Here is a 20694-nt window from a genome sequence, read left to right as displayed (position 1 = left end):
GGACATATCCGGTTCTTCCGGGGTGTTTTCTGATATCATTTGAAAAAGATCTCCCCCCGCACAGGGGATGAAAGGAGGAAGTGAAATGAAATTTGCCTGCACTGTACTGGCAACATACGCTATGGTCCTGTTTGGTTTCGCCGGCTTTGGCTCTGCTGAACCCATTCTTCCCGACGTAGCGAAAGTCGACCTCTATCCGAGGGGTGCCCGCGTCCTCTTCTCGGTACCCGTCGCTCCTCACGTAAACTTTGATCTACCGGGAAGCTTCGACCCGTCCACAGTCCGCCCTCTCCCCGCTGACGGGCAGAAAATCATGTCTTTCGAGGCGACCGGCGTTCCCCGACCGGGGTGGATTCCTGAGGCATTGAGGGATCTCCATGCCCAAATTAAAGAAAACGAAAAAAAACTCGCCGTTCTCACGGGCAGAACCTCGGCGATAAAGCAGTCCTTCGAGCTTCTTTCCGGGCCTCTGCCAAAAGACCTCAAGGGATCTGACATGCCGGAATACGTAGATGCCGCCAGGAAGACCAGAGAGAACCTTGAAACGGAACTTATCGCCGTTTCCGCGGAGATGGACGAGACGAAGAAAATCCTTGACGCCCTGACGGCAGATTTTTCTTCCCGGATGCCACCGAATTCCGACACGGCCGTCCGGATTTCCGCCCGGGTCGAGGGCGGGGATCAGCTTTTCGTGGAGGCATGGACCCAGCAGGCAGGGTGGAACCCCTTTTACAGGATGAATCTCGATACTCCTTCAGGCGCCATCCACTCATCCCTCCTAGCCGGAGCCCGTCAGCATACGGGGATTGTTCTGGAAGGGGACCTTTTTTTTCATACCGCGGTGCCGTCCACTACGGTTGCCCCTCCCGATCTTCCTCCGCTCGTAGCCGATTTTGCGGCGAAAAAAGTGAGACGGAGTGACGTGATGAAGGAAATGGCTGAGATATCCTCGAGGGCCAATTTCGAGCTTGCTGTTCCCGCCCCGGCCGCCCCGCCGGAAATTCTCACGGCTATGACGGACATGACCACCATGGCCAAGGGGACGCTTCCCGGAGACAACCGACAAGCGGAATTTCTTCTTGGAGAATTCGATCTGAAAAGCGACGTTTCAATAGTGTCGGTTCCCGTGCTTTCTGAAGAGGCATGGATTACGGCCGAAACAAAGAAGCTCCCCACTCCCCTCCTTCCCGGTCCGGCAGAGCTTTCCGTTGACGGGAGGCTATCGGCGAAAACACGCCTCGCTGAACAGGGGGCCGGAACGGATCTCCTGCTGGCCTTCGGGAAGATGCCACTGGTAAAGGCCGTCAGGGAGAAGATGGTGTCCAAGGAGGGGAGCACCTGGACAGGGAAGGGACGGCTTGAAGACGGTTATTTCATTGAAATCACCAACGGTCTTGAAAAGAAAATTTCCGTGGTCCTCAAGGACAGAATTCCTGTATCGGCCCGGGAAAAGATTTCGGTCGAGACCATAAAGATCGAACCCAAGCCGGACGAACAGGATAAAGAAAGCATCCTGTCGTGGAAACTTTCTCTTGCTCCCGGCGAGAAGAAAAGGGTGGAGGTCCTCTTCAGAATCAGCTTCCCTGCGGAGGAGACCGTCGTTTTTAGGTAACGGCACCGTTATGAGGACGGAGAAGCTGTACACACGATGAGCGCCTGGATCACTTTCCCGCCGTTCATATCCCTTCCGATCGCCGTTGCGCTCTTCCTCCTCGGAGGACAATCGGCGCCTTTGAAAACAGGAGCGCCCTTCTGGGCGCTCCTTATGACAGTCTATTTTGTTCTGTGCGCCGCATACGCCTCGGCCATCAGGAGGAAAAATTTTCATCTCCTCTATCCTATCCAGCTCCTTTCCCAGGGAATGATTGCCACGGTTGTTTCCCTGGAATCAGGTACCCTCCCCATCATTTCATGGCTTGGGGTGCTTTCCGCCGTCTCCGGTGCCATTATCCTCCTCAATCATTTTCTTCGGGGAAAACCTCATTCCCGGGAGATTGACCCCCTTCCGGCCGCAACTGTCTATGACCGGCCCGCCGGTCCGACTATTGCGAATCTCCCTCTCCCCGTTCTTACCGCGGACTCCCAGGGCATCATTCTTGAAGGAAACGATGCATTTGCCTCCCTGGTTCAGGTCGCAGCGCCGGCGGGAAAGCCGGTGACCGACTTTTTTATTCCCGGGGAAGACTCCGTCAGCCTTGGCAACAAGGAATTCGCCATATTCAAGGCACCTCTCGACGATTTGTTCTTTTTCGCCCTTGTTGAATTGCCGGAACAGCGGAAAAAACCTGCCTCGACCGGGGGAGTGATTGCCCTTCACGACCCGGTAACCGGTCTCTATTCTCCGGAATACGCTTCCATCCGTATTCCGGAGGAACTCAACAGGGCTTTCCGCTACAGGAGGTGGCTCTCCGGCATCCTTCTGGACGTAGAATTCACTTATATTCCCGGACTGAACTACCAGGAGGAGAAGGAAAACTCCTTCCTTGAAGCCTACTCCGCCTTCGTTCGCAGTACCATACGGGCCAGTGACATGGCGTTTTATCTCGGCGACAGGAAAATACTCATTCTCCTCCCGGAAACTCCGCAGCAGGGAGCCAAGGACGCCAGCCTGAAGCTCCTGGATCTGCCGGACTCCCTTCAGGAACTCAAGAAGACCTTCCCGTTCTCCGTGGAAATCGAATACGGATTTGTGTACTACAGCGGGAATTACCCCATGACCAAAGACCAGTTCCTGGAAAAATTATATTCAAACCTGGAAGGAACATTGGAATGACAGGGAACCGGAATATCCTTCTTCTCCTGCTCATGTTCTTTTTGCTTCTCTCGGGCATCCGGCATACGGGAGCAGGAGAACGGACCGGCAGTCTGTCCCTCGAAGAAAAGGTCGGGCAGATCATGATGTGTTATTTTGAGGGTCCGGGACTCTCGACGAATCTCGAAAGGCTGATCGGCGATCTGAAGATAGGAGGAGTTATACTCTATTCGAGTCGGGGAAACATCGTTTCGACGGAACAGGTTGCCGGTCTTTCCAGGAGACTGCAGTCCTTTGCCTCGTCATCGGGTGCATGGCCTCTTCTTATCGGGATTGACCAGGAAGGAGGTCTCATACAGCGGATTACGGAGGGAGTCACCCGCTTCCCCGGCAATATGGCCCTCGGAGCGGCAAACGACGAAAAACTCGCCGCCGAAGCAGCAGGCGTGATCGCAAGGGAACTTTCCGCCCTGGGCATCAACATGAATTTTGCTCCCGTGGCGGACGTGAACAACAACCCCTTCAATCCGGTCATCGGTGTGCGCTCCTTCGGGTCCTCCCCTGAACTGGTTTCAAGGCTCTCCGGTGCTATGGCATCAGCTTTTGCAAAAGAGGGAGTCATTCCGTCGGCAAAGCATTTTCCGGGACACGGGAACACCGAAACGGACTCCCATTCCGGGCTGCCCCTTATTTCTTCCACAAGAGAAGAACTGGAGAAAACGGAATTTCCTCCCTTCCGCACCCTCGTAAAATCAGGAGTGCCAGTGGTCATGACAGCCCATGTGCTTGTCCCGGCTCTCGACCCTGAACGGCCTGCCACCCTCTCCCCGTCCATCCTCGGCATGCTCAGAAAAGAAATGGGCTTTTCCGGTGTCATCATCACTGACTCCATGGGCATGGGTGCCCTGAAAAAAGGAAGGACCATTGCCGAGGCGGCCATAGAGGCTTTCAATTCGGGTGCGGATATTCTTCTTTTCGGTGCGGACAAGGGGTACGAAGAACAGGAGCATTTCGTCATTTTCGAGACAATCCTGGAAGCCTGCCGGAGGGGAACCATCCCAGCGCAGAGGCTCGATGAAGCGGTGAGAAGAATATTCGAACTCAAGACTGAGGCTGGTCTCTTCAGGGAGGTGAAAGAAACGCGGAATGCCCGTGTGCCTGATCCTGAAGGAGAACTGGTGGCAGACAGAACGGCAGCTGAAAGCGTGACTCTTGTTCGCAGCTGGAAGAAGGCAGCGGAAAAAATAGGAATTAGGGGAAAAATCCCGCTGGTCTGGCCGGAAGAACAGAAAGCCGCCGCAGAAATCCTCGTGGATGCCTGCCCGTTTTTTTCCCTTTTTACCATCCCGATGAATCCGGAAACCGAAGATATCAGACTCCTGTCGGGAAAACTCGGGGGCCAGAAAGTGATTTTCGCAGCCGACTACGACTGCTGGAAAAATGAACGATGGCTCGAACTTCTGAGATCCCTTGGCCAGGACAAATTATTCCTGCTCTCCGCCCGAACCCCTTATTCACTGCTGTCTCTTCCCGGAGTGAAAGGCTTTTTCGCGCTCTACAGCGACATACCCTCCACAATGAAGGCCCTTGGCCAAATCCTCAACGGCAATTCACCGCCCAGAGGCAAACTGCCTGTGGCACTGCCCGGACTTTACCCGATGGGGTGGGGAGAGGAAGAATTCCAGCCTCCTGCCCCTTAGCCCGCAAGGACCATGGCGCTGCCGCAGTGGAGAGAAGGCATCCCGGAGATAGAAGCCGCCGGCTGGGCGAGAAACCAGGATCCTTCGTCGTTTTTGTCCCATACACATGCGGAAGCCTTAGGGGAGCATGTGCAAAGAGGACTGTCGCAGTACCAATTTCCGTTAGCATCCTTTATCCACATCATGTCGAAGACCTCCCGTAATGTAAACCTTAGTTTCTCTTACGGGCTATTTATAACATCAGGATTCGAATCTGTCAACATGGGTTGATGTATTTTTTTCTGGTGAACCGTTGTTTATTTTACGTAGGGTAATGTATCCCCTTCCGGTGATTTCAGGGTAGGTACCAGGTACGTAACTTCCGGCACGGGTGACTGGCCATGGAGGACATTGACGAGGATGCGCGCCGCCGTAACGCCGAATTCAAAAGCAGGCCATTCGATGGAATACATACCAAGCGGAGGATGTGTTCCCGGCCGCGTGCAAAAAACACACCGTTCGCCGGGCAGGGGAGTTTGGTCCTCTCCGTCAATCACGAGCGTTATTTTTTTCTCTCCCGTTTTCCATGGCACGATCATCCGGGAGAGAAAAGGAAAGAGAGGGACTCCTCCGCTGTTCCAGTATCTCAGTGTTCCGGTTTCTCCTGCCAGAGTTTTCAGGCGTTCCATAGTTCTTTCAGGAGAAATGAGGACTGCGGGTTTTGGGGGGAGAGAAAAGCCGGCGGTGACCATGGGAGTAGTAGATGACGTCCCCTTATGTTCAAGACAGCGTTCCTCCCTTCCTGCCCAGAGTATGCAATCTACGTGCCGTGCTTCGAGGGAGGAAAAAAGTTCTCCCGGATTGCAGCCGGGAAGCTTCAGGAGAAGATCCATTCCGGTCCTTGAGAGCACTCTATTGAGCCCCTCAAGGAAAGGACCGGTCAGCCAGGGATCCATTTCATCAAGGACAAGAGCGGCAATCCCCGTTTTTCCTCCCGACAGGCTGCTTGCAGCCAGATCAAGCCTGTAGCCCAGATTTTTCGCGATTTTCCAGACCTTTTCCCTTGTTGCCTGGGATATGCGGGAGTCACCCCGCAGCGCCCGGCTGACCGTGGCTTTGTTCACACCGGCCAGACGGGCGACGTCCTCCATGGTCGCCTTCGCCATTCCGCCGTCCCGCTTCCCGCTATACGTCGAAGCAGGATCCGCCGATGAATTCCCTGATTATGGAATTATTGGGAATGTTTTCAGACGGAATCATGGGAATAAAACGAAGCATGGAAAGAAGGCGCTGGGCGTCCCCGTAGACAGGAGATTCCTCCGGGACGGTGTGCAGAATCGGATCGACATAAGCCCGGAGAGCGGAGAGTTCGTAGGGAAGGGATGAATTGAACATGATATCCGCCCGTTTCTGGTAGGGAAAGACGTATTTCATGGCTCCCCTGATGACCTTCGGCCATATGGTGAGCGTCGATTCTGCGGAATGTCCCCGGGTTCTGGAATCCCGCACGAGCCTCCTCAGAAGCCGGTTGTCGGTTGTGCTCGTCCGGTTGTGGTCGTCAAGATAGACGCCTGTCAGGGGGGATACGAAAATTCCGTAGCGCTCTTCTTTCGGGATGACGTCGGTAATCCTGTCGTTGAGGCCGTGAATGCCTTCCATGATAAGAATGTCCCGGGGATGGAGGCGAACTTTCTTTCCGGGCCACTTCTTTCCTTCGATGAAGTCGAACTGGGGAACATTAACTTCCTCACCGGCGAGGAGGCGTTTCAGGTGGTCCTCGAGAAGCTCGAGTTCAAGAGCTTCGATAACCTCGAAATCGTAGTTGCCCTCCTCGTCCTTCGGGGTGTTCTCGCGATCGACGAAATAGTTGTCCATTGCCAGGGTTACGGGATTTTTTCCGCAAACCTGAAGCTGAATCTTCAACCGTTCCGAGATTGTGGTCTTCCCCGATCCCGAGGGGCCGGCAATGGCGACGATCTTGACCTTGGACCTGGAGGAAATTTCTTCCGCAATCTTCCCGAGGTTTCGGGCATGGAAAGCCTCGGAAATAAGAATGACTTCGAGAGCCCTGCCCTCTGCGACTTTCTTGTGGAGACTGTCCATGGTTCGCAGGTCGAGAACTTCAAGCCACCGCGCATAGTCGAGGAACACCGAGGAAAGGTTCTTCGATGCTCTGAAAGGAGGAAGGGTGGATGGGTAGTTGATCGTCGGGAACTGGAGCACCATTCCCGGATCGAGGGGCTTGAGGTCGAAAAGCTTCAAGTATCCCGTGGACGGTGCCAGGGGAGCGTAGTAATAGCCGTACATGTCGGCGCAGCGGTACAGTTCAACCGGATCGACCCCTGCCCATTTGAAGAGCCTCGCCACTTCGCAGCTTCCCTGCCGTTCGAAAATCTTCCGTGCCTTGTCGAGGGAGACGACTTTCCTGACGAAGGGAAGGTCCTTGGATACCAGGTCCGCCATCATTATTTTGACGGACTGGAGATCCTCCCCTGAAAGATCGCCTTCCGGGTCTTCCCAGTAATACCCTTCACTGATGGAATGCCTGAGGACAATGTTTCGGCCCAGGGCTTTCCGGCAGGCAAGGACAAGGAGAAAGCTGAGGGAACGCCGGTAGACTTCCATTCCTTCAAAGGACGAGGTGTCGATGAACTCGACTTCCGCCGAGTCTTCGATGACCCAGTCGAGGGATCTGAGATAATTATTTACTCTCCAGGCTACGACAGCGTCTCCGCCTTCTGGGCGGCTTTCGGAGAGAACTGCCTTTCCTGTAACGGGAACGTCGCTCGAAAAAACGGGCCCGTTTTTCACATGGACGGTAAACGCCATGAAGACTCCTCCTCTCAGGTGGGAAAAAGGATGTTGCCTTGATGTATAAAGTAGACTATGCTGTATCTTATCATATTCCTATCAGCCTAACACTGTGAGGAGAAGCCCATGGAGAACGGAAGAGGAAAAACAAAGATTTACGATCAGGTCGTTAAAACGGTAAAGAGAATGATCGCCGAGGGAGCCCTGCCCCAGGGGTCGGCTCTTCCTCCTGAGCGGCAGCTCATCGAGGAACTGAACGTCAGTCGGAGCTCCCTCAGGGAGGGTTTCCGAATCCTTGAAATGATGGGCTTTATCGAAAGCATCCCCGGGAAGGGGCGTTTCGTGCGCAGGTCCCGGGGCGAGGGGGGCGGCATGGGAAAGGTGCCTCTCCAGGACGAAGCGATCCTGGAACTGGTTGAGGCCAGGCTCGTTCTTGAACCCGCCATCGCTGTGGAGGCAGCCAAGCACGCTTCGCCTTCGGACCTGACGAGAATCAGACGGATCCTGACAAAGACCGGGAAAGACGTGGAATCCCTGGAACACCGCGCCCAGTGCGACTACGATTTTCACCTTGTTCTTGCCGAGTCCACCCACAACTTCATCTTCGTCAATATCGTGAAGATGACGTTCAACCTCATCATGGCCACCCACGAACGAATCTACGCGCTCCTCGACGATAAGGAAATTTTCCTGAGAGAACACGAAGACGTGTACGACGCCATCGTCGTAAGGGACCTGGACAGGGTAACCAGGCTCATGACCGCTCATGTTCAGAGGGTATACCGCACCCTGCAGAACGGAATTGCCCTCGAGGGGATACGGGAGATCTGACGACCTCCCTTTCGCTGTATTTTTTCAGAAGGTCCACTCGAAATCGGGCAGTCCTTCGGCGAGGAGCCTCATTTTTACGTCGGCCCCGATTTCTTCAAGGGCTTTCTCGGTTTTTCCCTCACACCGGGTAACGATCACGGGCTGGGTGTTCGAGGCCCTGATCAGCCCCCACCCCTCGGGGTACAGTATCCGGACCCCGTCCACGGTGATGGCTTCATGATCCTTCAGCGCCTTGTCACGAATTGCGTTCACCACGGCGAATTTTTTTTCGTCCGGACAGTCGATCCTGATTTCGGCCGTGCTCAGGTAAACCGGCACATGGGAGATCATGGCAGAAAGGCTTCCCGTGCCGTGAGAGAGTATCCGAAGGAGTCTTCCCGCAGCATAGAAAGAGTCGTCGAAACCGTAATACTCGTCCGCGAAAAAGAAATGGCCGGAAAGCTCACCGGCGAAAACGGCACCAATCTCCTTCATCTTCGCCTTGATGAGGGAGTGCCCCGATTTCCAGAAAAGCGGTTTTCCACCGAGCCTGAGAATTTCATCCACAAGGGACTGGGAGCACTTTACCTCCACAATGGCTTCCGCTCCCGGGTACTTCGGAAGTATCTCCTTCCAGAATAGAGTCATGAGGATATCTCCCCAAATTATCTCTCCCCGTTCGTCCACCACGCCCAGCCTGTCGGCATCGCCGTCGAAGGCGATGCCGAGATCGGCCTTTTCCCTGACGACGGCCTCCATGAGAGAAACGAGGTTTTCCCGTTTCTGCGGGTCGGGGTGATGGTTGGGAAATGTCCCGTCAGGCTTTTCAAAAAGCAGGACCGCAGTGACCCCCAGGGACTCCAGAAATGAGCGGGCATGAAGGCCGGCGGTTCCGTTCCCGCAGTCTGCCACAACCTTGAGCTTTCTGGGACCGAGGGTGATTTTTGACTGCAGCATCTCGAGGTATAAGCCGGAAATATCTGCTGTTTCCACCCTGCCTTCAGCAGAACCTTTCTGGAGATCGTCCTCGAGGATCATGCGGAGAATCTCCCGAATTTCGTCGCCGTAAAGGGTCGACGTTCCCCAGGCAAGCTTGAGGCCGTTCATGTCCTTCGGATTGTGGCTCCCGGTGATCATGACTCCTCCGCCGAGAGAGAGCCCCGGTATGCTCCAGTACAGCATGGGCGTGGTAACCGTTCCGAGCCTGACCACGTCGAGCCCGGCCCAGGTCAGGCCCCTCACCGCAGCCTGCTCTATTCTTGCCGTGGAGAGCCTGACGTCTCCTCCGACAGCGACCTTGTCCACGCCGCGGCGGCGGAGCCAGGTACCGAAGGCCTTTCCTACGGCTTCCACCACCGGATCGGGAAGGTCGGAATCGGCAACACCCCGAATGTCGTATTCGCGAAAAATGACAGGTGAGATTTGCATAAACGATCCTCCTTTGTGTATACTTTTGTTGTGCCTTGAAACCTGCGACTGTATTATAATCGACCAATATTACTTCACTGAAAAAAAGCCCGATGAGGGGTACAAGGAGTTTATTTCATGAATGAAATTGCCATCATATTCCCTATTGCCGCAATCATCCTTATCGGGTGGGCTTTCACCGAGTTTGGAATTATCCCGAGGAGCACGTTCAGGGAAAACAACAAGATTCTTTACTGGCTTTCGATCCCTGCCCTTCTTGTCCGGCTCACTGCCAGGGCGGACCTTACGGCCGCAGGGAATCTGAACCTTCTTCCGGCAGTCCATGCAAGCTATCTTCTTATGCCCCTGATTGCCTGGGCCGCAGGCAGGCGAGCCGGTGAGGAACGGCACCGGCTCGCCATCTCCGCGCTCGTCTCCATGCGTTCAAACCAGGTTTTCATGGGCATTCCCGCCGTTTCGATCGCCCTTGGCTCAACGGGACTCGAGAGCCTCTCCCTGTATTTCGCCATGAGCCTTGTAGGCTACCACATAATTTCCATCGCGGCATCCCAGATTGTCCTCTCCGGGGGAATTTCACCGAAGTCCATTCTCAACTCGGTAAAGAAGCTCGCCGGCAATCCCATGGTGATCGCCTGCTTCGTCGGGATAGGCTTTTCGTTTGCAGGAGTGAACGAATTTCCGCGCCCGGTGGATGTCACCCTGAAGGTCTTGGGCGACATCGGGACGGGAATGGCGCTCCTCGCCGTGGGAGCGGGGCTGTCTTTCAGGTCCGTTCCCGCCATGCTCCGGAAAACATGGAGGGACACTCTGATCAAGCTCATGGTTCAGCCTGCGGTGGTATGGGCGTTCCTTCTCGTGTGGCCGGTGGATCCCGTTATGCTTAAGGTAGTGGTTTTCGTAAGCGCCATGCCTGTGGCTGTAAACTCTCTCGTGGTGGCCCAGGGAATGGGTATGGACGACAAGTACGCCGGAGAAGTGATTGCCGTAACAACCATCTTTTCGGCAATCTCCCTTCCTTTCTGGATCAGGCTCCTCGGCATTTAACTGTTTCAGGAAGTTTTCCGCCAGAGCAAAACCCCTTTCTCCACAAGGGGAGAAACCTGCCCCTGCTTTCTCAGCCATGAAAGATGCGCTCCTACGGCAGCGCTGTTCAGAACGTACTCACTCACCGACATGGAAAGGGAAAAACGGTCCGCCAGGCCCCGAAGGATTTCCTCCCTGCCGGCCGGCTCCCCGCAGCAGTCCAGAACCGCCTCGCTCACCCGGAGCAGCCCCTTCCGATTGGCCTCGGCAAGAGGAACGATGTTTTCGGTGGCGGCCGCGTGGCTTGGAACAAACCAGGCGGCTTGGGCCTCGACCAGCCGGTCGATGGTTTCCAGGGCCGCACCCACATCGAGGACGAACATAACGGCATATTTTTCGATGAGATCTTCCGAGAAGACGGAGTCCGCAACAAAAAAAACATCATCGGGCGTCCTGACGCCGATCATGTCGAGAAAATGCCCCGGCAGGGGTACCGCTTCCAGTCCGGATTCATCGAACACCCCCCTGTTTTCTATGAGCATGTCGACTTCCGACGGTTTCGCCTGGAGAAACTTGTTCCCCAGTTCCGCAAAGGGGAAAGCCGACCAGAGCAGAAGAGGTTCGAGGACCGGATTTTCAATGACTACCGACTCAAGGCGGGTCGCCGCTACCGAGCAGCCGGTCCTTTTTCTCAGGAAGGCGTTTCCTCCGCAGTGGTCCGCATTGGAATGGGTCGTCACGATTCTCCGGAGAGGAATTTTTCTCTCCTCGAGCATACGGGCGATTTTTCTTCCCGCTTCGTCATCCAGTCCGCTGTCAACCAGCCTTGCCCCGTCCTGATACAGAAAAACCCCCACGTTCACTCGTCCCGGAATGTACTCCGTCGCAGCTCCCAGCTTTACTGTTTCCACAAGCCTGTCCCCCTTATTCCGTATACTGCGTTTATTGTGAGGCAAACGAAAAGTCTTGGCAATCCCCCTTGCGCAGTCCGGACCATGTGCTATAATTTGCTCACCTTTGGTACGGACCATTTTTGTAATTCTTTATTCTGCAGCAAAGGAGATGCATCATGGAAAAGACGGAACTTGAACTGAAAGGCGGCAAAAGCACTTCCCGGGACGATTCTTCCGATACCTTCAACAACCTGATGTCCGATTTGAATCACGATACTTACAGATCCCGGTACGACCAGTAGAACGAGCCGCCCCCCTGAATCCGCACCCCCAGCCCAAGCGTTCCCCGGTGACGCTCCCCGCTGAGGTGCGGATTTAGGGGGCGGTTTTTTTCTTTGACGTTGCCTCCGGTTGCGCTATAATGTTCCAGTTAATCAGGAGGTGACGGGTGTGTCCAATAACGAAGCGATCCCTTCAGATTCTTCCGCTTCCCTTCCCGCAATTGAGGTGCGGGGTCTTCATAAATCCTTCGGCAGTCTGTCCGTGTTGCGGGACGTTTCTCTTTCAGTGCGGGAAGGGGAAGTGGTTTCGGTTATCGGACCAAGCGGTTCGGGGAAAAGCACCCTTGCGCGGTGCATCTGCAGACTGGAGAAAATAAACGCCGGAGAGATTTACCTTTACGGGAAGAGGACCGACGGGGCAAGCCATTCCAACCGCGATATCGCCCGCCTGGTTGGTATGATTTTCCAGCAGTTCAATCTCTTCCCTCATCTTTCTGTCCTGGACAATCTCACGCTGAGCCCCATCCAAATTCTCGGACTTTCGAGGGAAGACGCTTTTGAGAACGCCATGGCCCTTCTGAAGAGGGTCGGGCTGGAAGAAAAGAGAAACGCGCGGCCGAACGAACTCTCTGGAGGCCAGTGTCAGAGGGTGGCCATTGCAAGAGCTCTGGCGATGAATCCCAAAATCATGTTGTTTGACGAGCCGACCAGCGCCCTCGACCCGGAGCTCGTGGGCGAAGTGCTTGATGTAATCGCAGGCCTCGCCGATTCCGGTATGACCATGATGATCATCACCCACGAGATGATGTTCGCAAAAGAAGTCTCTGACAGAGTGCTTTTCATGGCAGACGGCAATATCGTCGAACAGGGACACCCGAAAAAAATCTTCTCTTGTCCGGAACTTCCCAGGACAAAGCTCTTCCTCCAGAGAATGCTCGTACACTTCGGGAAAGAGCTTACCGAAGGAGACAAAAAGGAGGCATGCCGGCATGACGCTTGATTTTTCCGCCATCGTCCCATATCTCCATATGCTGCTTACCGGAGCGAAGGTGACTATTCAGGCCTCTGCTCTCTCCGTCCTGTTCGGGGCAATTCTCGGCATTTTCGTCGGTGCCCTCAGGGTGGTTCCCTTTGCGCCCGTTCGGGCTGCCGCAGCGACCTATATTTATATTATAAGAGGGACACCGCTTCTCATCCAGCTCTTCCTGATTTACTTCGGACTTCCCTCCCTCGGGCTGAATCTGCCTGCCTTTACCGCCGGCATAATCGGCCTTTCAATCAATTCGTCGGGATACGTGGGTGAAATTGTCCGGGGAGGAATTGAAGCGGTGCCGAAGGGACAGTGGGAAGCATCCAAGGTGCTCGGTCTTTCGTACCTGAAGACCATGCGCTTCATAATCCTTCCCCAGGCTATCAGGAACATGCTCCCCGCCATCGGGAACGAGTTCGTCACCCTCATCAAGGAATCTTCCCTGCTGTCCACCCTTGCCATAACAGAACTTACCATGGTGGGACAGCAGGTGAGGAGCGTTACCTATGCGTCCTTCGAAACGTTCATCGCGGTGGGAATAATTTACCTTGTGATGACGAGCGTAACGAGCTTTTCCCTTCAATGTGTGGAAAAGAAATGGAAAGTCAGCTGAACGGGTTTTCCCAAAGCCGGTATAAAAACAGGAGAGAGGCCGAAAAGCCTCTCTCCTGTTTTTATACCGTTCTTGTTCCCTGTGCCGCAGTCCGCTGGGAGTACCGGGACCGCTCTTTTTCCGCACCCAGGCCGTCCAGGTATCCCCATGATGCCATGACAATCTCCCGGATGGAAAGCTTTCTCCGTTCCCGCATTTCATTCCAGAGAGTAATGGGGAGAAACATCCATATCCTGAAAGCTGAATCTGGGCCTTCTCCTCCAAAATCGGAGAGAATGAGGTATCCCGACTTGCTGTACAGCACAACCGGCCGCGAGGACTGGGAGTTCATTCTCTGGAGGTCGTCAAGGGAGAATGCGAGCCCTTCCATCTCCTCGATGTCCTTTTTCCCGGGCAAATCTGTCAGAGAAAACCAGATCTTCGGAGGCTGGGTTACGCCCTCGAATACATCCGCTGCACTTTTCATCCAGGTCTTGACCCTGGATACGGCTTCATAATCGTTCCTGAAAAGGGCAAGCCTTATGGCCCAATAGGCCATCTTGGCCGTAACGTCCTTTTCCAGTACATCGAAAAAGGCTTCTTCGTTCTGGAGAAATTCTCCTTCTCCCAGAAGGTGTTCCTCCCCTATAAGCCCCCTGAGAATAAGAGCCGAAGGCATGTGTTCCCCCGGAGGAGGCATTTGCCCGGAAAGGAATGCTTTCAGCTGTGAAACCACTTCGGCGGAAATGGTCGCCTTCTCCACTTCACCGAGCAGAAGGGTCTTCGGCTTTCCTTCGTATAGAAAAACTTCCGTAGATTCATCCGTTCCGAGTTTCCCCAGAGTCCAGCGTTCATAGTGTTTCATGGTCGCGGAACCCACGAGATACCTGTTGTAAGGGAGAAGAAGGAGGACCCTCGGAAACGGCCCGTCGGGCAGGCCGTCAACAGTCATGTCGTCAGGGAGGCGCGCGATGTTTCCTCTCGACATGAGCTCGAATATCATGACCAACCCCTCCTCTTCTGATGTTTTGCAATAGAATAGCATCAAAAGATCGGAGTATCAAGAGAAAAATACGGAACAGGACTAGTTTCGCAGGCTTCATTCCTTTCTCTGCCCAGGGAGGTTTTACTTCCACCGCCTGTGAAGCCAGAGCCACTGTTCGGGAAAAGGACGGATCATTTCTTCAATTGCCCTGTTCATGCGAAGCGTGTTTTCCTGAATGGCTGCGTTTCTCTCGCCTTCGGCCATGGGAACCGGCGGGGAGATGACCACCCTGTGCCTGAAGGGGGCAAGCCTGTAGGAGACAACCGGAACGACAGGCACTCCTGCCAGGTGGGCAATGGCGGCCGGACCTCCAGCCGTGTAGCACATCCGGCCGAAAAAGGGACCGTGGACTCCGGTGGAATGCCATGCCTGGTCCGGAAGAAGTCCGATAAACCCCCCTCTTTTCGCAAGGCGGACGGCATCTTTCATTATGAAATGTTTCTGGATGGTTCTTACTCCCAGCGCGGCACGGTAGGTTTCAATAAGTTCGGAGAGATTGGGGTCGTCCGGGTTCCGGACCACTGCCGTAAGAGGATAGCCCGCCTGAGCGAGCCATCCCGCCAGGAGTTCCCAGTTTCCCACGTGGCCGGTCAGGATGATGGCCCCCCTGCCGGAATCCCGTAATGTGTCCAGGATTTCTTTCCCTTCGATTTCCACGACCCAGGAATGCACCAGGGAGGGATTCGAGACAAGGGAGAGATATTCGGCCACCATCCAGGAGATGTGCTGGTAACACTTCGTCAGTATATCTCTTCTCCATGTTTCATCGGAGTCCGGAAAGGCCAGCCGGAGATTTTCGAGGGCCACATTCCGCCTCGGCCTGATGATCCTGAGCCCGCCGGAAAAAAAGGACGCCACTGCCAAAGCCCGCCAGCCTGGCCTGATCCATTCCCTGATACCGTTGAGAACAGCTGCCCGACCTTTCAACGGGCGTCCCCCCCGGAAAGAGAGATATAGAGGTTTTCCAGCTTTTTCGCTCCCTTTTCAGGGGTGAACTGTTCGGATACATGGCGCCTTGCGGCAGCGGAAGCGGCTCTTCCTTCCTCACCGGCGAGCCGGGTCAGAACCCACCGTTTTTCATCGGCTCCCGCAGATGGATCAAGATAGACATACCCTTCCTTCCCGAGGAGCTCATCCATGACCGGCGACCGAGGGGCCGCCGTCGGGACTCCCATAAGGGCCCCGTTGGCCGAAAGAAGGGCAAGAGAGGGAACAGGGTTTTCTATGAGCAGCATTGTCCTGCCGAGGGAGAGAAGCTGCATCGTCTCCTCGCTTGCCCGGCCGAGCAGACGGAAGTCCGCCCCCATGCTTCCGAGAAGGGAAGAATAGTCGTTTTCTCCCGAAGTCTCTCCCGCAAGAAGGCAGAGAAGAGACTCATCTCCCGGGGAAGTTTCTCCCGGACCTTCTCCTCCCCAGTTCACCTTGACCTCGAACGCCGGGGGGATATAGGTTTCTCCTCCGGAGCACTCGGTAGCGGAAAACACCGTGGGATGGCCTTTCCATTCCGTTTTCAGGGAGAAGCGGGTGTGTACGGTTCTCGCCCTGAGCCTGACCAGCCCCCACCAGAAAGGAGGGGTTCCCCACAGATGCCACAGCCTTCCCCTGGTCCCGGCCGCCGCTGCCCTTTCTATGGTGTGCATTGAGCGCCATGAGAGAAGCCCTGGAATGTTCAGGAGATCCGTTCCCGACCCGGAATAGGCGTGAAGAACAGTCCCGCTTCGTATCAGCGCCCTGGCAAGGGTTCCCGCAACTGAGGCCTCCCAGGGCAGGAGGGATTCTCCGATGTACCAGCAGCATTCGATCTTCGCCATTTTTATTCCCTCCCTCCGAGGAGGTTTACCGGAAAAGAACCATGAAAAACCGTTTTTTTCCCAGCCGAACAAAGAGATACCGGTCGCCCAGTACGTCCTCTTCCTTGACCTGACGGTTTTCTTCAACGATCCGTTCGCCGTTCACGTAGAGTCCGCCCCCTTTGATCAGGCGGCGGGCTTCGCTTTTTGAAGGACAGGCGCCTGAAGACGTGAGAAGGTCCACCAGGGGAAGGGGAAATTCTCTGGGAACCTCGCCCGTGGGGACTTCCGCCGAAAGGGTCCGGAGCATGTTGTCCGACAGTTCCCTGGGCTCGAAAGATTCCCCGAAGAGAATCGAACTGGCTTTCTTCACCGTTTCGGCGTTTGCGGCACCATGAACGATGGCAGTAACCTCGCAGGCGAGGCGTCTCTGGGCTTCCCGGCGCTCCGGAGACTTTCCGTGAAGTGTCATGATTCCGGCTATTTCGTCGAGAGGCAGGAACGTGAAAAGCTTCAGCAGTTTTTCCACCGACTGGTCTTCCACATTCATCCAGAACTGGTAGAACTTGTAGGGCGAGGTTCTTGCGGGGTCAAGCCATACGGCCCCTTCTTCCGTCTTTCCGAATTTTGTTCCGGATGACGTGAGAAGGAGGGGCTGGGTTGCCCCGAAGGCTTCTCCCCCGGTTTTTTTCCGGATGAGATCCACTCCGGAAATGATATTGCCCTGTTGGTCGTTTCCGCCCATCTGGAGCCTGCAGCCGAAGTTCGAGAAAAGGTAAAGGAAGTCGTAAGCCTGGAGCAGGACGTAGGAAAATTCAGTGTAGGAAATGCTCTTCTCCGGGTCTTCGAGACGACTCCTGACGTATTCCCTTGAAATCATGGAGTTGACCGAGAAGTGTTTCCCCACATCCCGGAGTACTTCCAAGAAAGTGAGCTTCCCGAGCCATTCGTAATTGTTGATCAAGAGGGCGGAGTTTGCTCCGCTGTCAAAATCGAGAAAGGAAGCTAGCTGCTTTTTCACTCCCTCGAGATTTTCCTTTACTTTTTCCAGGGTGAGCAGGTTTCTCTCCTTGCTTTTCCCGGAGGGGTCACCGATGAGCCCCGTGCCCATGCCTGCAAGAGGTATGGGACGATGGCCGCATTTTTGAATCCATGCGAGAGCCATTATGGGGATCAGGTGTCCCACGTGAAGGCTGTCCGCCGTAGGGTCAAATCCGACATAGGCGGTGACCATCTCCCGCCGGAACAGGGCCCCGAGTTCCTCGTCGTTACTGCACCATTCGATGTGTCCCCTTTCCCTGAGGACCTGTAGCGCATCTGAGAACATAGTACTCCCTCCTGATTGTATACCGCTTCCGGGCTGTATGTTTCCGGGCGGAGTTCTATCATTTCCCCTTCGCCGGCGAGGGGGGTTTCGTCCATTCGAGGACACCTTCTCCAAGAGAAGGCATGACAACCGTCAGCACTCCAGAATTTTCAAGGATTTCTGATGCGCGGACCACCATTTTCATATTCACGCCTATGGTCCGGCCCATTCTTTCAACGATCTTCCCGGTTCTCGCCAGGCTCCGGATGGCTTCGGCAAAAGCGGGACCGTCCAGAAAAGCCCAAAACACTGCCCGTTTCCCTTCCCTCATCAAGGGAACGAAATCGGTTATTTTCTTTTTCCTTTCGGACTTCAGCGATTCCCCGTCGATTACACCGATCCTGAGCATTTCAGAATTCGCCGCGCACACAATGGAGAACGGTATGGAGGCGGTTCCTCCCTCGGGAAACCCTTCGAGTTTCTCAACGGCAGGCACAAGGGAGGTCCACTCCCGGCTCCAGAAGGACCGGGCAAACGCCGTTCCGGCGGTCCCCCTGTCAGGAAGCTGGAAGAGGATTCCCGGCAGTGAGAAGACAAGGAGCTTGCCTGTGCCACCGAGAGAAACCATTACGGGCCCCGGCAAGAATTCATTCAGTTCTTTTCCTCCGATGCCGACCGTGTCCTGAAGACTCCATTCACCGGCGCCGGCCCTTCTGAAGAGAGACGGGGGTATTTCCGGCAGGCTGATTCCGAAGGATGCGATAAAGGGTTCCGGGGCAAGGAAGCGGTCGTCCCACATGACAGGAGCTATTTTTTTCGGCTCGCCGCGGCGGAACAGAGCTTCAAGTCCGTCGGCCTCCCATTTCAGCCGCCCCCCTGAGCGATCTCCCCTCCAGGCCGCAGTCACCGATATTCCTCCAGGCTCGACGGAAATACCCTCCTGCGAGGCGAAGTGAGAGAAAAGTCCGCCGTCAAAGAACAGGAAATGATTGGGCCACCTTTTTTCCACGGACCATGAAATGTTCATTCCTCCGGTGCCCTTTTCAAGAAGAGCAATCATGGCGTTCACTCTGTCCGGAGTCGTCCCGACGAGTGTGAGCCCATTCCAGCCCCGGAAGTACAGGGGGAAAAGCGGTGTCGGGCCGCCCTTCAGCTCGAAAAGCCCCTCACCGGGTACTTTCTCAGCCTCCAGCGAGGTCCCCCAGCTTTCAGGGACTGTTCCCCGGGCGATGCTCTCCGATTCATCTCCGCTGAAACGGAGCACACCGTCTGTTAGTATGCGCCCCCGTTCCAGGGAAAATAGCACTGCAACTTCTTCCGCCTCCGCTAAAAGGGGGAAAAGGCTCCGGAGCCCCCTGAGGACCGGAGCATTTTTCCCTGATTCACCGGGTAGTGATGCCGACGGCACTGAAGCGAAGACATCACCCCGGGCTTCGATGAAAAGGAAAGGAACCCCCTCCCCGGGCGGGGGAATGGCCGAAGGAAGTTTTTTCCCTTCAGGCACGCTTCCGGCAAGGGTAAAAAGCATGGCAGCCAAGGCGAGCGCTCCAAGAAAGGCAACTGCCCGGCGCATCGTTTTTCCCTCACCCATTCGCTTGTTATCCTCCTTCAGGCCTGGCAAGGTTAGGCCTTTTTGGCCGACATTTTTCCCCTGGCCGTTTCAAGAAGAATCTTCGTCGACTGCAGCAGGGGAAGAATGTCCTCGTCTTCTTTGCCTGAAACCGATTCCCTCAGGCCGGAAGCCAATGTCAGGATCTCCGTGAGCACCGACGGAACTTCCTCACCCCGCAGGAGCACGGGCTGTTCGGGAAGTTTCACCGCTTTGGCGGCACCGTTGGGCTCGAGCTGGATTTCCTGTCCTGCGGAGGGGATAACGGATTTCATCCCGGCCTTTTCGAGCGTCTGGGAAAAGGCGAGAGAGGATTCAGGTTCGCCGTGGGTGATGAGGAACAGGGGGGGCGTGGTGAAGTTTGACGCCCAGGCGAGTAGGTCGTCACGGTCTGCGTGAGCCGAAAAGCCGTTGATGGTGTGAATTTCCGCTTTCACCGTCACATCCTCGCCGGCGATGCGGATATTCTTTTCTCCTTCGACGATCCTGCGGCCTAGGGTGCCCCTGGCCTGGTAACCGACAAACACAACGTGGTTTTTGGGATCCCAGATGCCGTGCTTCAGATGGTGGACGATCCTTCCCCCGTTGACCATTCCGCTGCCGGCAACGACCACTGCGTGCCGAATTTCATTTATGGCCCGTGAATCTTCGACACTGGAAACGTATTTCAGTTTTCCCGGCGAAAAAGGATCTTTCCCCTCACTGACATACTGTTGTATTTCCGAAGAGAGAAGATTCATGTGTTTTCTGTAGATTTCCGTCGCCTTGACTCCCATTGGGGAATCGAAGAATATGGGGACCGATTCTCCAAGGATTCCCTCGTCCTTGAGAAGAGAAAGCTCGTAGAGCACTCTCTGGGCCCTGTCCACGACGAAACTGGGGATAAATACCTTCCCCTTGTTTTTAAGCACCTTGGTGAAGACTTCCCGGAATTCCTCCCGGCTCTCGACATTTGTCCTGTGGAGCCTGTCGCCGTAGGTGGATTCCATGACCACGTAATCGGCATCGGGAATGATGGCCGGATTTCGTTCCATGACCGTTTTCTGGGGACCGAGGTCGCCGCTGAAGACGATTTTCACTTCCTTTTCGTCTTCCGTGAGCCAGATCTCGAGGATGGCACTCCCGAGGATGTGACCTGCATCCCGGAAGCGAACGGAGACTCCTGGAGCCACAGTTATCCTGTCGTCATAGCTGGAGGCCGCAAGGTGGCGGATTGCCTGGTCCACATGCTCGGCACTATACAGAGGCTCCACGGGTTTGAGCCCTTTTCTGGAATTCTTTTTTGTTTTCCATTCCGCCTCTTCCTTCATCAGGTTGGCGGAATCATACCAGAGCACTTTCACCAGTTCGAGGGTGGGAAGAGTGGCGAAGACTTTTCCCTTGAAGCCCTCCTTCACCAGGAGGGGTATTCTGCCCGAATGATCCATGTGGGCATGGGTAAGAAGGACTGCGTCAAGGCTTCCGGCAGCGAAGGGAAACGGCTCGCTGTTTTTTCTGTCGTCGTCTTTTCCCTGGAAAATGCCGCAGTCTACGAGCACTCTGCTCGTTCCGCACTCGATAAGATAGCTTGATCCGGTCACTTCTCCGGCGGCGCCGATGATTTTCAGCAACATCGAAAAATTCCTCCTTCTTTGACTAAAGGCGC

Annotated in this window: 19 protein-coding genes; 8 read left to right on the top strand and 11 right to left on the bottom strand. The window is 55.1% G+C overall.

All coding sequences use genetic code 11. The features are described 5' to 3' along the window. The first annotated feature begins 85 nt into the window (after positions 1 to 85). From JMJ95_RS02055 to JMJ95_RS02045, 3 genes are all read left to right on the top strand, one after another. Positions 86 to 1612, top strand: a complete 1527-nt coding sequence (locus JMJ95_RS02055) for a DUF4139 domain-containing protein (RefSeq protein WP_290681931.1) — start codon at positions 86 to 88, stop codon at positions 1610 to 1612. Positions 1613 to 1765: 153 nt separating this feature from the next. Continuing rightward, entirely contained in the window at positions 1766 to 2773 is a 1008-nt protein-coding gene (locus JMJ95_RS02050; RefSeq protein ID WP_290681928.1) for a diguanylate cyclase, read from the top strand. Then, complete coding sequence (locus tag JMJ95_RS02045) at positions 2770 to 4452, top strand: glycoside hydrolase family 3 protein (protein WP_290681925.1); 1683 nt, start codon at positions 2770 to 2772, stop codon at positions 4450 to 4452. The genes JMJ95_RS02050 and JMJ95_RS02045 overlap by 4 nt, the downstream gene beginning before the upstream one ends. Here the strand turns inward: JMJ95_RS02045 and JMJ95_RS02040 are convergent. From JMJ95_RS02040 to JMJ95_RS02030, 3 genes are all read right to left on the bottom strand, one after another. Then, entirely contained in the window at positions 4449 to 4637 is a 189-nt protein-coding gene (locus JMJ95_RS02040) for a hypothetical protein (RefSeq protein ID WP_290681922.1), read from the bottom strand. The two genes, JMJ95_RS02045 and JMJ95_RS02040, sit on opposite strands and share 4 nt — an antisense overlap. 111 nt (positions 4638 to 4748) lie before the next feature. Beyond that, positions 4749 to 5597 (bottom strand): LacI family DNA-binding transcriptional regulator, encoded by an 849-nt coding sequence (locus JMJ95_RS02035; RefSeq protein ID WP_290681919.1) that lies wholly within the window; start codon positions 5595 to 5597, stop codon positions 4749 to 4751. Between the two features lie 19 nt (positions 5598 to 5616). Continuing rightward, positions 5617 to 7260: a nucleoside kinase gene (locus JMJ95_RS02030; protein WP_290681916.1), complete on the bottom strand. Its 1644-nt coding sequence runs from the start codon at positions 7258 to 7260 to the stop codon at positions 5617 to 5619. Between the two features lie 108 nt (positions 7261 to 7368). Here JMJ95_RS02030 and JMJ95_RS02025 point away from each other — a divergent pair, with 108 nt between their 5' ends. After that, on the top strand, positions 7369 to 8073 hold the full coding sequence (locus JMJ95_RS02025; protein ID WP_290681913.1) for a FadR/GntR family transcriptional regulator: 705 nt from the start codon (positions 7369 to 7371) through the stop codon (positions 8071 to 8073). Between the two features lie 24 nt (positions 8074 to 8097). On the opposite strand, the gene JMJ95_RS02020 is transcribed toward JMJ95_RS02025, so the two are convergent. Beyond that, positions 8098 to 9480 (bottom strand): phosphomannomutase/phosphoglucomutase, encoded by a 1383-nt coding sequence (locus JMJ95_RS02020; protein WP_290681910.1) that lies wholly within the window; start codon positions 9478 to 9480, stop codon positions 8098 to 8100. A gap of 117 nt (positions 9481 to 9597) precedes the next feature. Here JMJ95_RS02020 and JMJ95_RS02015 point away from each other — a divergent pair, with 117 nt between their 5' ends. Beyond that, on the top strand, positions 9598 to 10524 hold the full coding sequence (locus JMJ95_RS02015) for an AEC family transporter (protein ID WP_290681907.1): 927 nt from the start codon (positions 9598 to 9600) through the stop codon (positions 10522 to 10524). Between the two features lie 5 nt (positions 10525 to 10529). Here the strand turns inward: JMJ95_RS02015 and JMJ95_RS02010 are convergent, their stop codons facing one another. Then, a complete protein-coding gene (locus JMJ95_RS02010) occupies positions 10530 to 11414 on the bottom strand; it encodes an MBL fold metallo-hydrolase (RefSeq protein ID WP_290681904.1) in 885 nt (294 codons plus the stop codon). A 158-nt stretch (positions 11415 to 11572) separates the two neighbouring features. Here JMJ95_RS02010 and JMJ95_RS02005 point away from each other — a divergent pair, with 158 nt between their 5' ends. The 3 genes from JMJ95_RS02005 to JMJ95_RS01995 all read left to right on the top strand — a co-directional run bounded on the left by JMJ95_RS02005 (position 11573) and on the right by JMJ95_RS01995 (position 13320). After that, complete coding sequence (locus JMJ95_RS02005; protein WP_290681901.1) at positions 11573 to 11698, top strand: hypothetical protein; 126 nt, start codon at positions 11573 to 11575, stop codon at positions 11696 to 11698. A 148-nt stretch (positions 11699 to 11846) separates the two neighbouring features. Next, on the top strand, positions 11847 to 12677 hold the full coding sequence (locus tag JMJ95_RS02000) for an amino acid ABC transporter ATP-binding protein (RefSeq protein WP_290681898.1): 831 nt from the start codon (positions 11847 to 11849) through the stop codon (positions 12675 to 12677). Then, the gene (locus JMJ95_RS01995; protein ID WP_290681895.1) at positions 12667 to 13320 is read left to right on the top strand and encodes an amino acid ABC transporter permease; all 654 of its coding nucleotides are present in this window, start codon (positions 12667 to 12669) and stop codon (positions 13318 to 13320) included. The genes JMJ95_RS02000 and JMJ95_RS01995 overlap by 11 nt, the downstream gene beginning before the upstream one ends. A gap of 61 nt (positions 13321 to 13381) precedes the next feature. Here JMJ95_RS01995 and JMJ95_RS01990 read toward each other — a convergent pair whose 3' ends face one another. The 6 genes from JMJ95_RS01990 to JMJ95_RS01965 form a co-directional block, all read right to left on the bottom strand. Continuing rightward, the gene (locus JMJ95_RS01990; protein ID WP_290681893.1) at positions 13382 to 14302 is read right to left on the bottom strand and encodes a hypothetical protein; all 921 of its coding nucleotides are present in this window, start codon (positions 14300 to 14302) and stop codon (positions 13382 to 13384) included. 123 nt (positions 14303 to 14425) lie between these two features. Next, complete coding sequence (locus tag JMJ95_RS01985; protein ID WP_290681891.1) at positions 14426 to 15271, bottom strand: lysophospholipid acyltransferase family protein; 846 nt, start codon at positions 15269 to 15271, stop codon at positions 14426 to 14428. Next, the gene (locus JMJ95_RS01980; RefSeq protein WP_290681888.1) at positions 15268 to 16155 is read right to left on the bottom strand and encodes a hypothetical protein; all 888 of its coding nucleotides are present in this window, start codon (positions 16153 to 16155) and stop codon (positions 15268 to 15270) included. Before JMJ95_RS01980 ends, JMJ95_RS01985 begins: the two co-directional genes overlap by 4 nt. A 25-nt stretch (positions 16156 to 16180) precedes the next feature. Next, positions 16181 to 17461, bottom strand: a complete 1281-nt coding sequence (gene tyrS / locus JMJ95_RS01975) for a tyrosine--tRNA ligase (RefSeq protein WP_290681885.1) — start codon at positions 17459 to 17461, stop codon at positions 16181 to 16183. Between the two features lie 58 nt (positions 17462 to 17519). Continuing rightward, complete coding sequence (locus JMJ95_RS01970; RefSeq protein WP_290681882.1) at positions 17520 to 19031, bottom strand: hypothetical protein; 1512 nt, start codon at positions 19029 to 19031, stop codon at positions 17520 to 17522. A gap of 32 nt (positions 19032 to 19063) precedes the next feature. Then, on the bottom strand, positions 19064 to 20662 hold the full coding sequence (locus tag JMJ95_RS01965) for an MBL fold metallo-hydrolase (protein ID WP_290681879.1): 1599 nt from the start codon (positions 20660 to 20662) through the stop codon (positions 19064 to 19066). Positions 20663 to 20694 lie beyond the last annotated feature (32 nt).

The sequence above is a fragment of the Aminivibrio sp. genome (assembly GCF_016756745.1).
Taxonomy (GTDB): Bacteria; Synergistota; Synergistia; order Synergistales; family Aminobacteriaceae; genus Aminivibrio.
The sequence above is the reverse complement of the archived record's forward strand: the minus strand, read 5'-3'. Positions and strand labels throughout refer to the sequence as shown.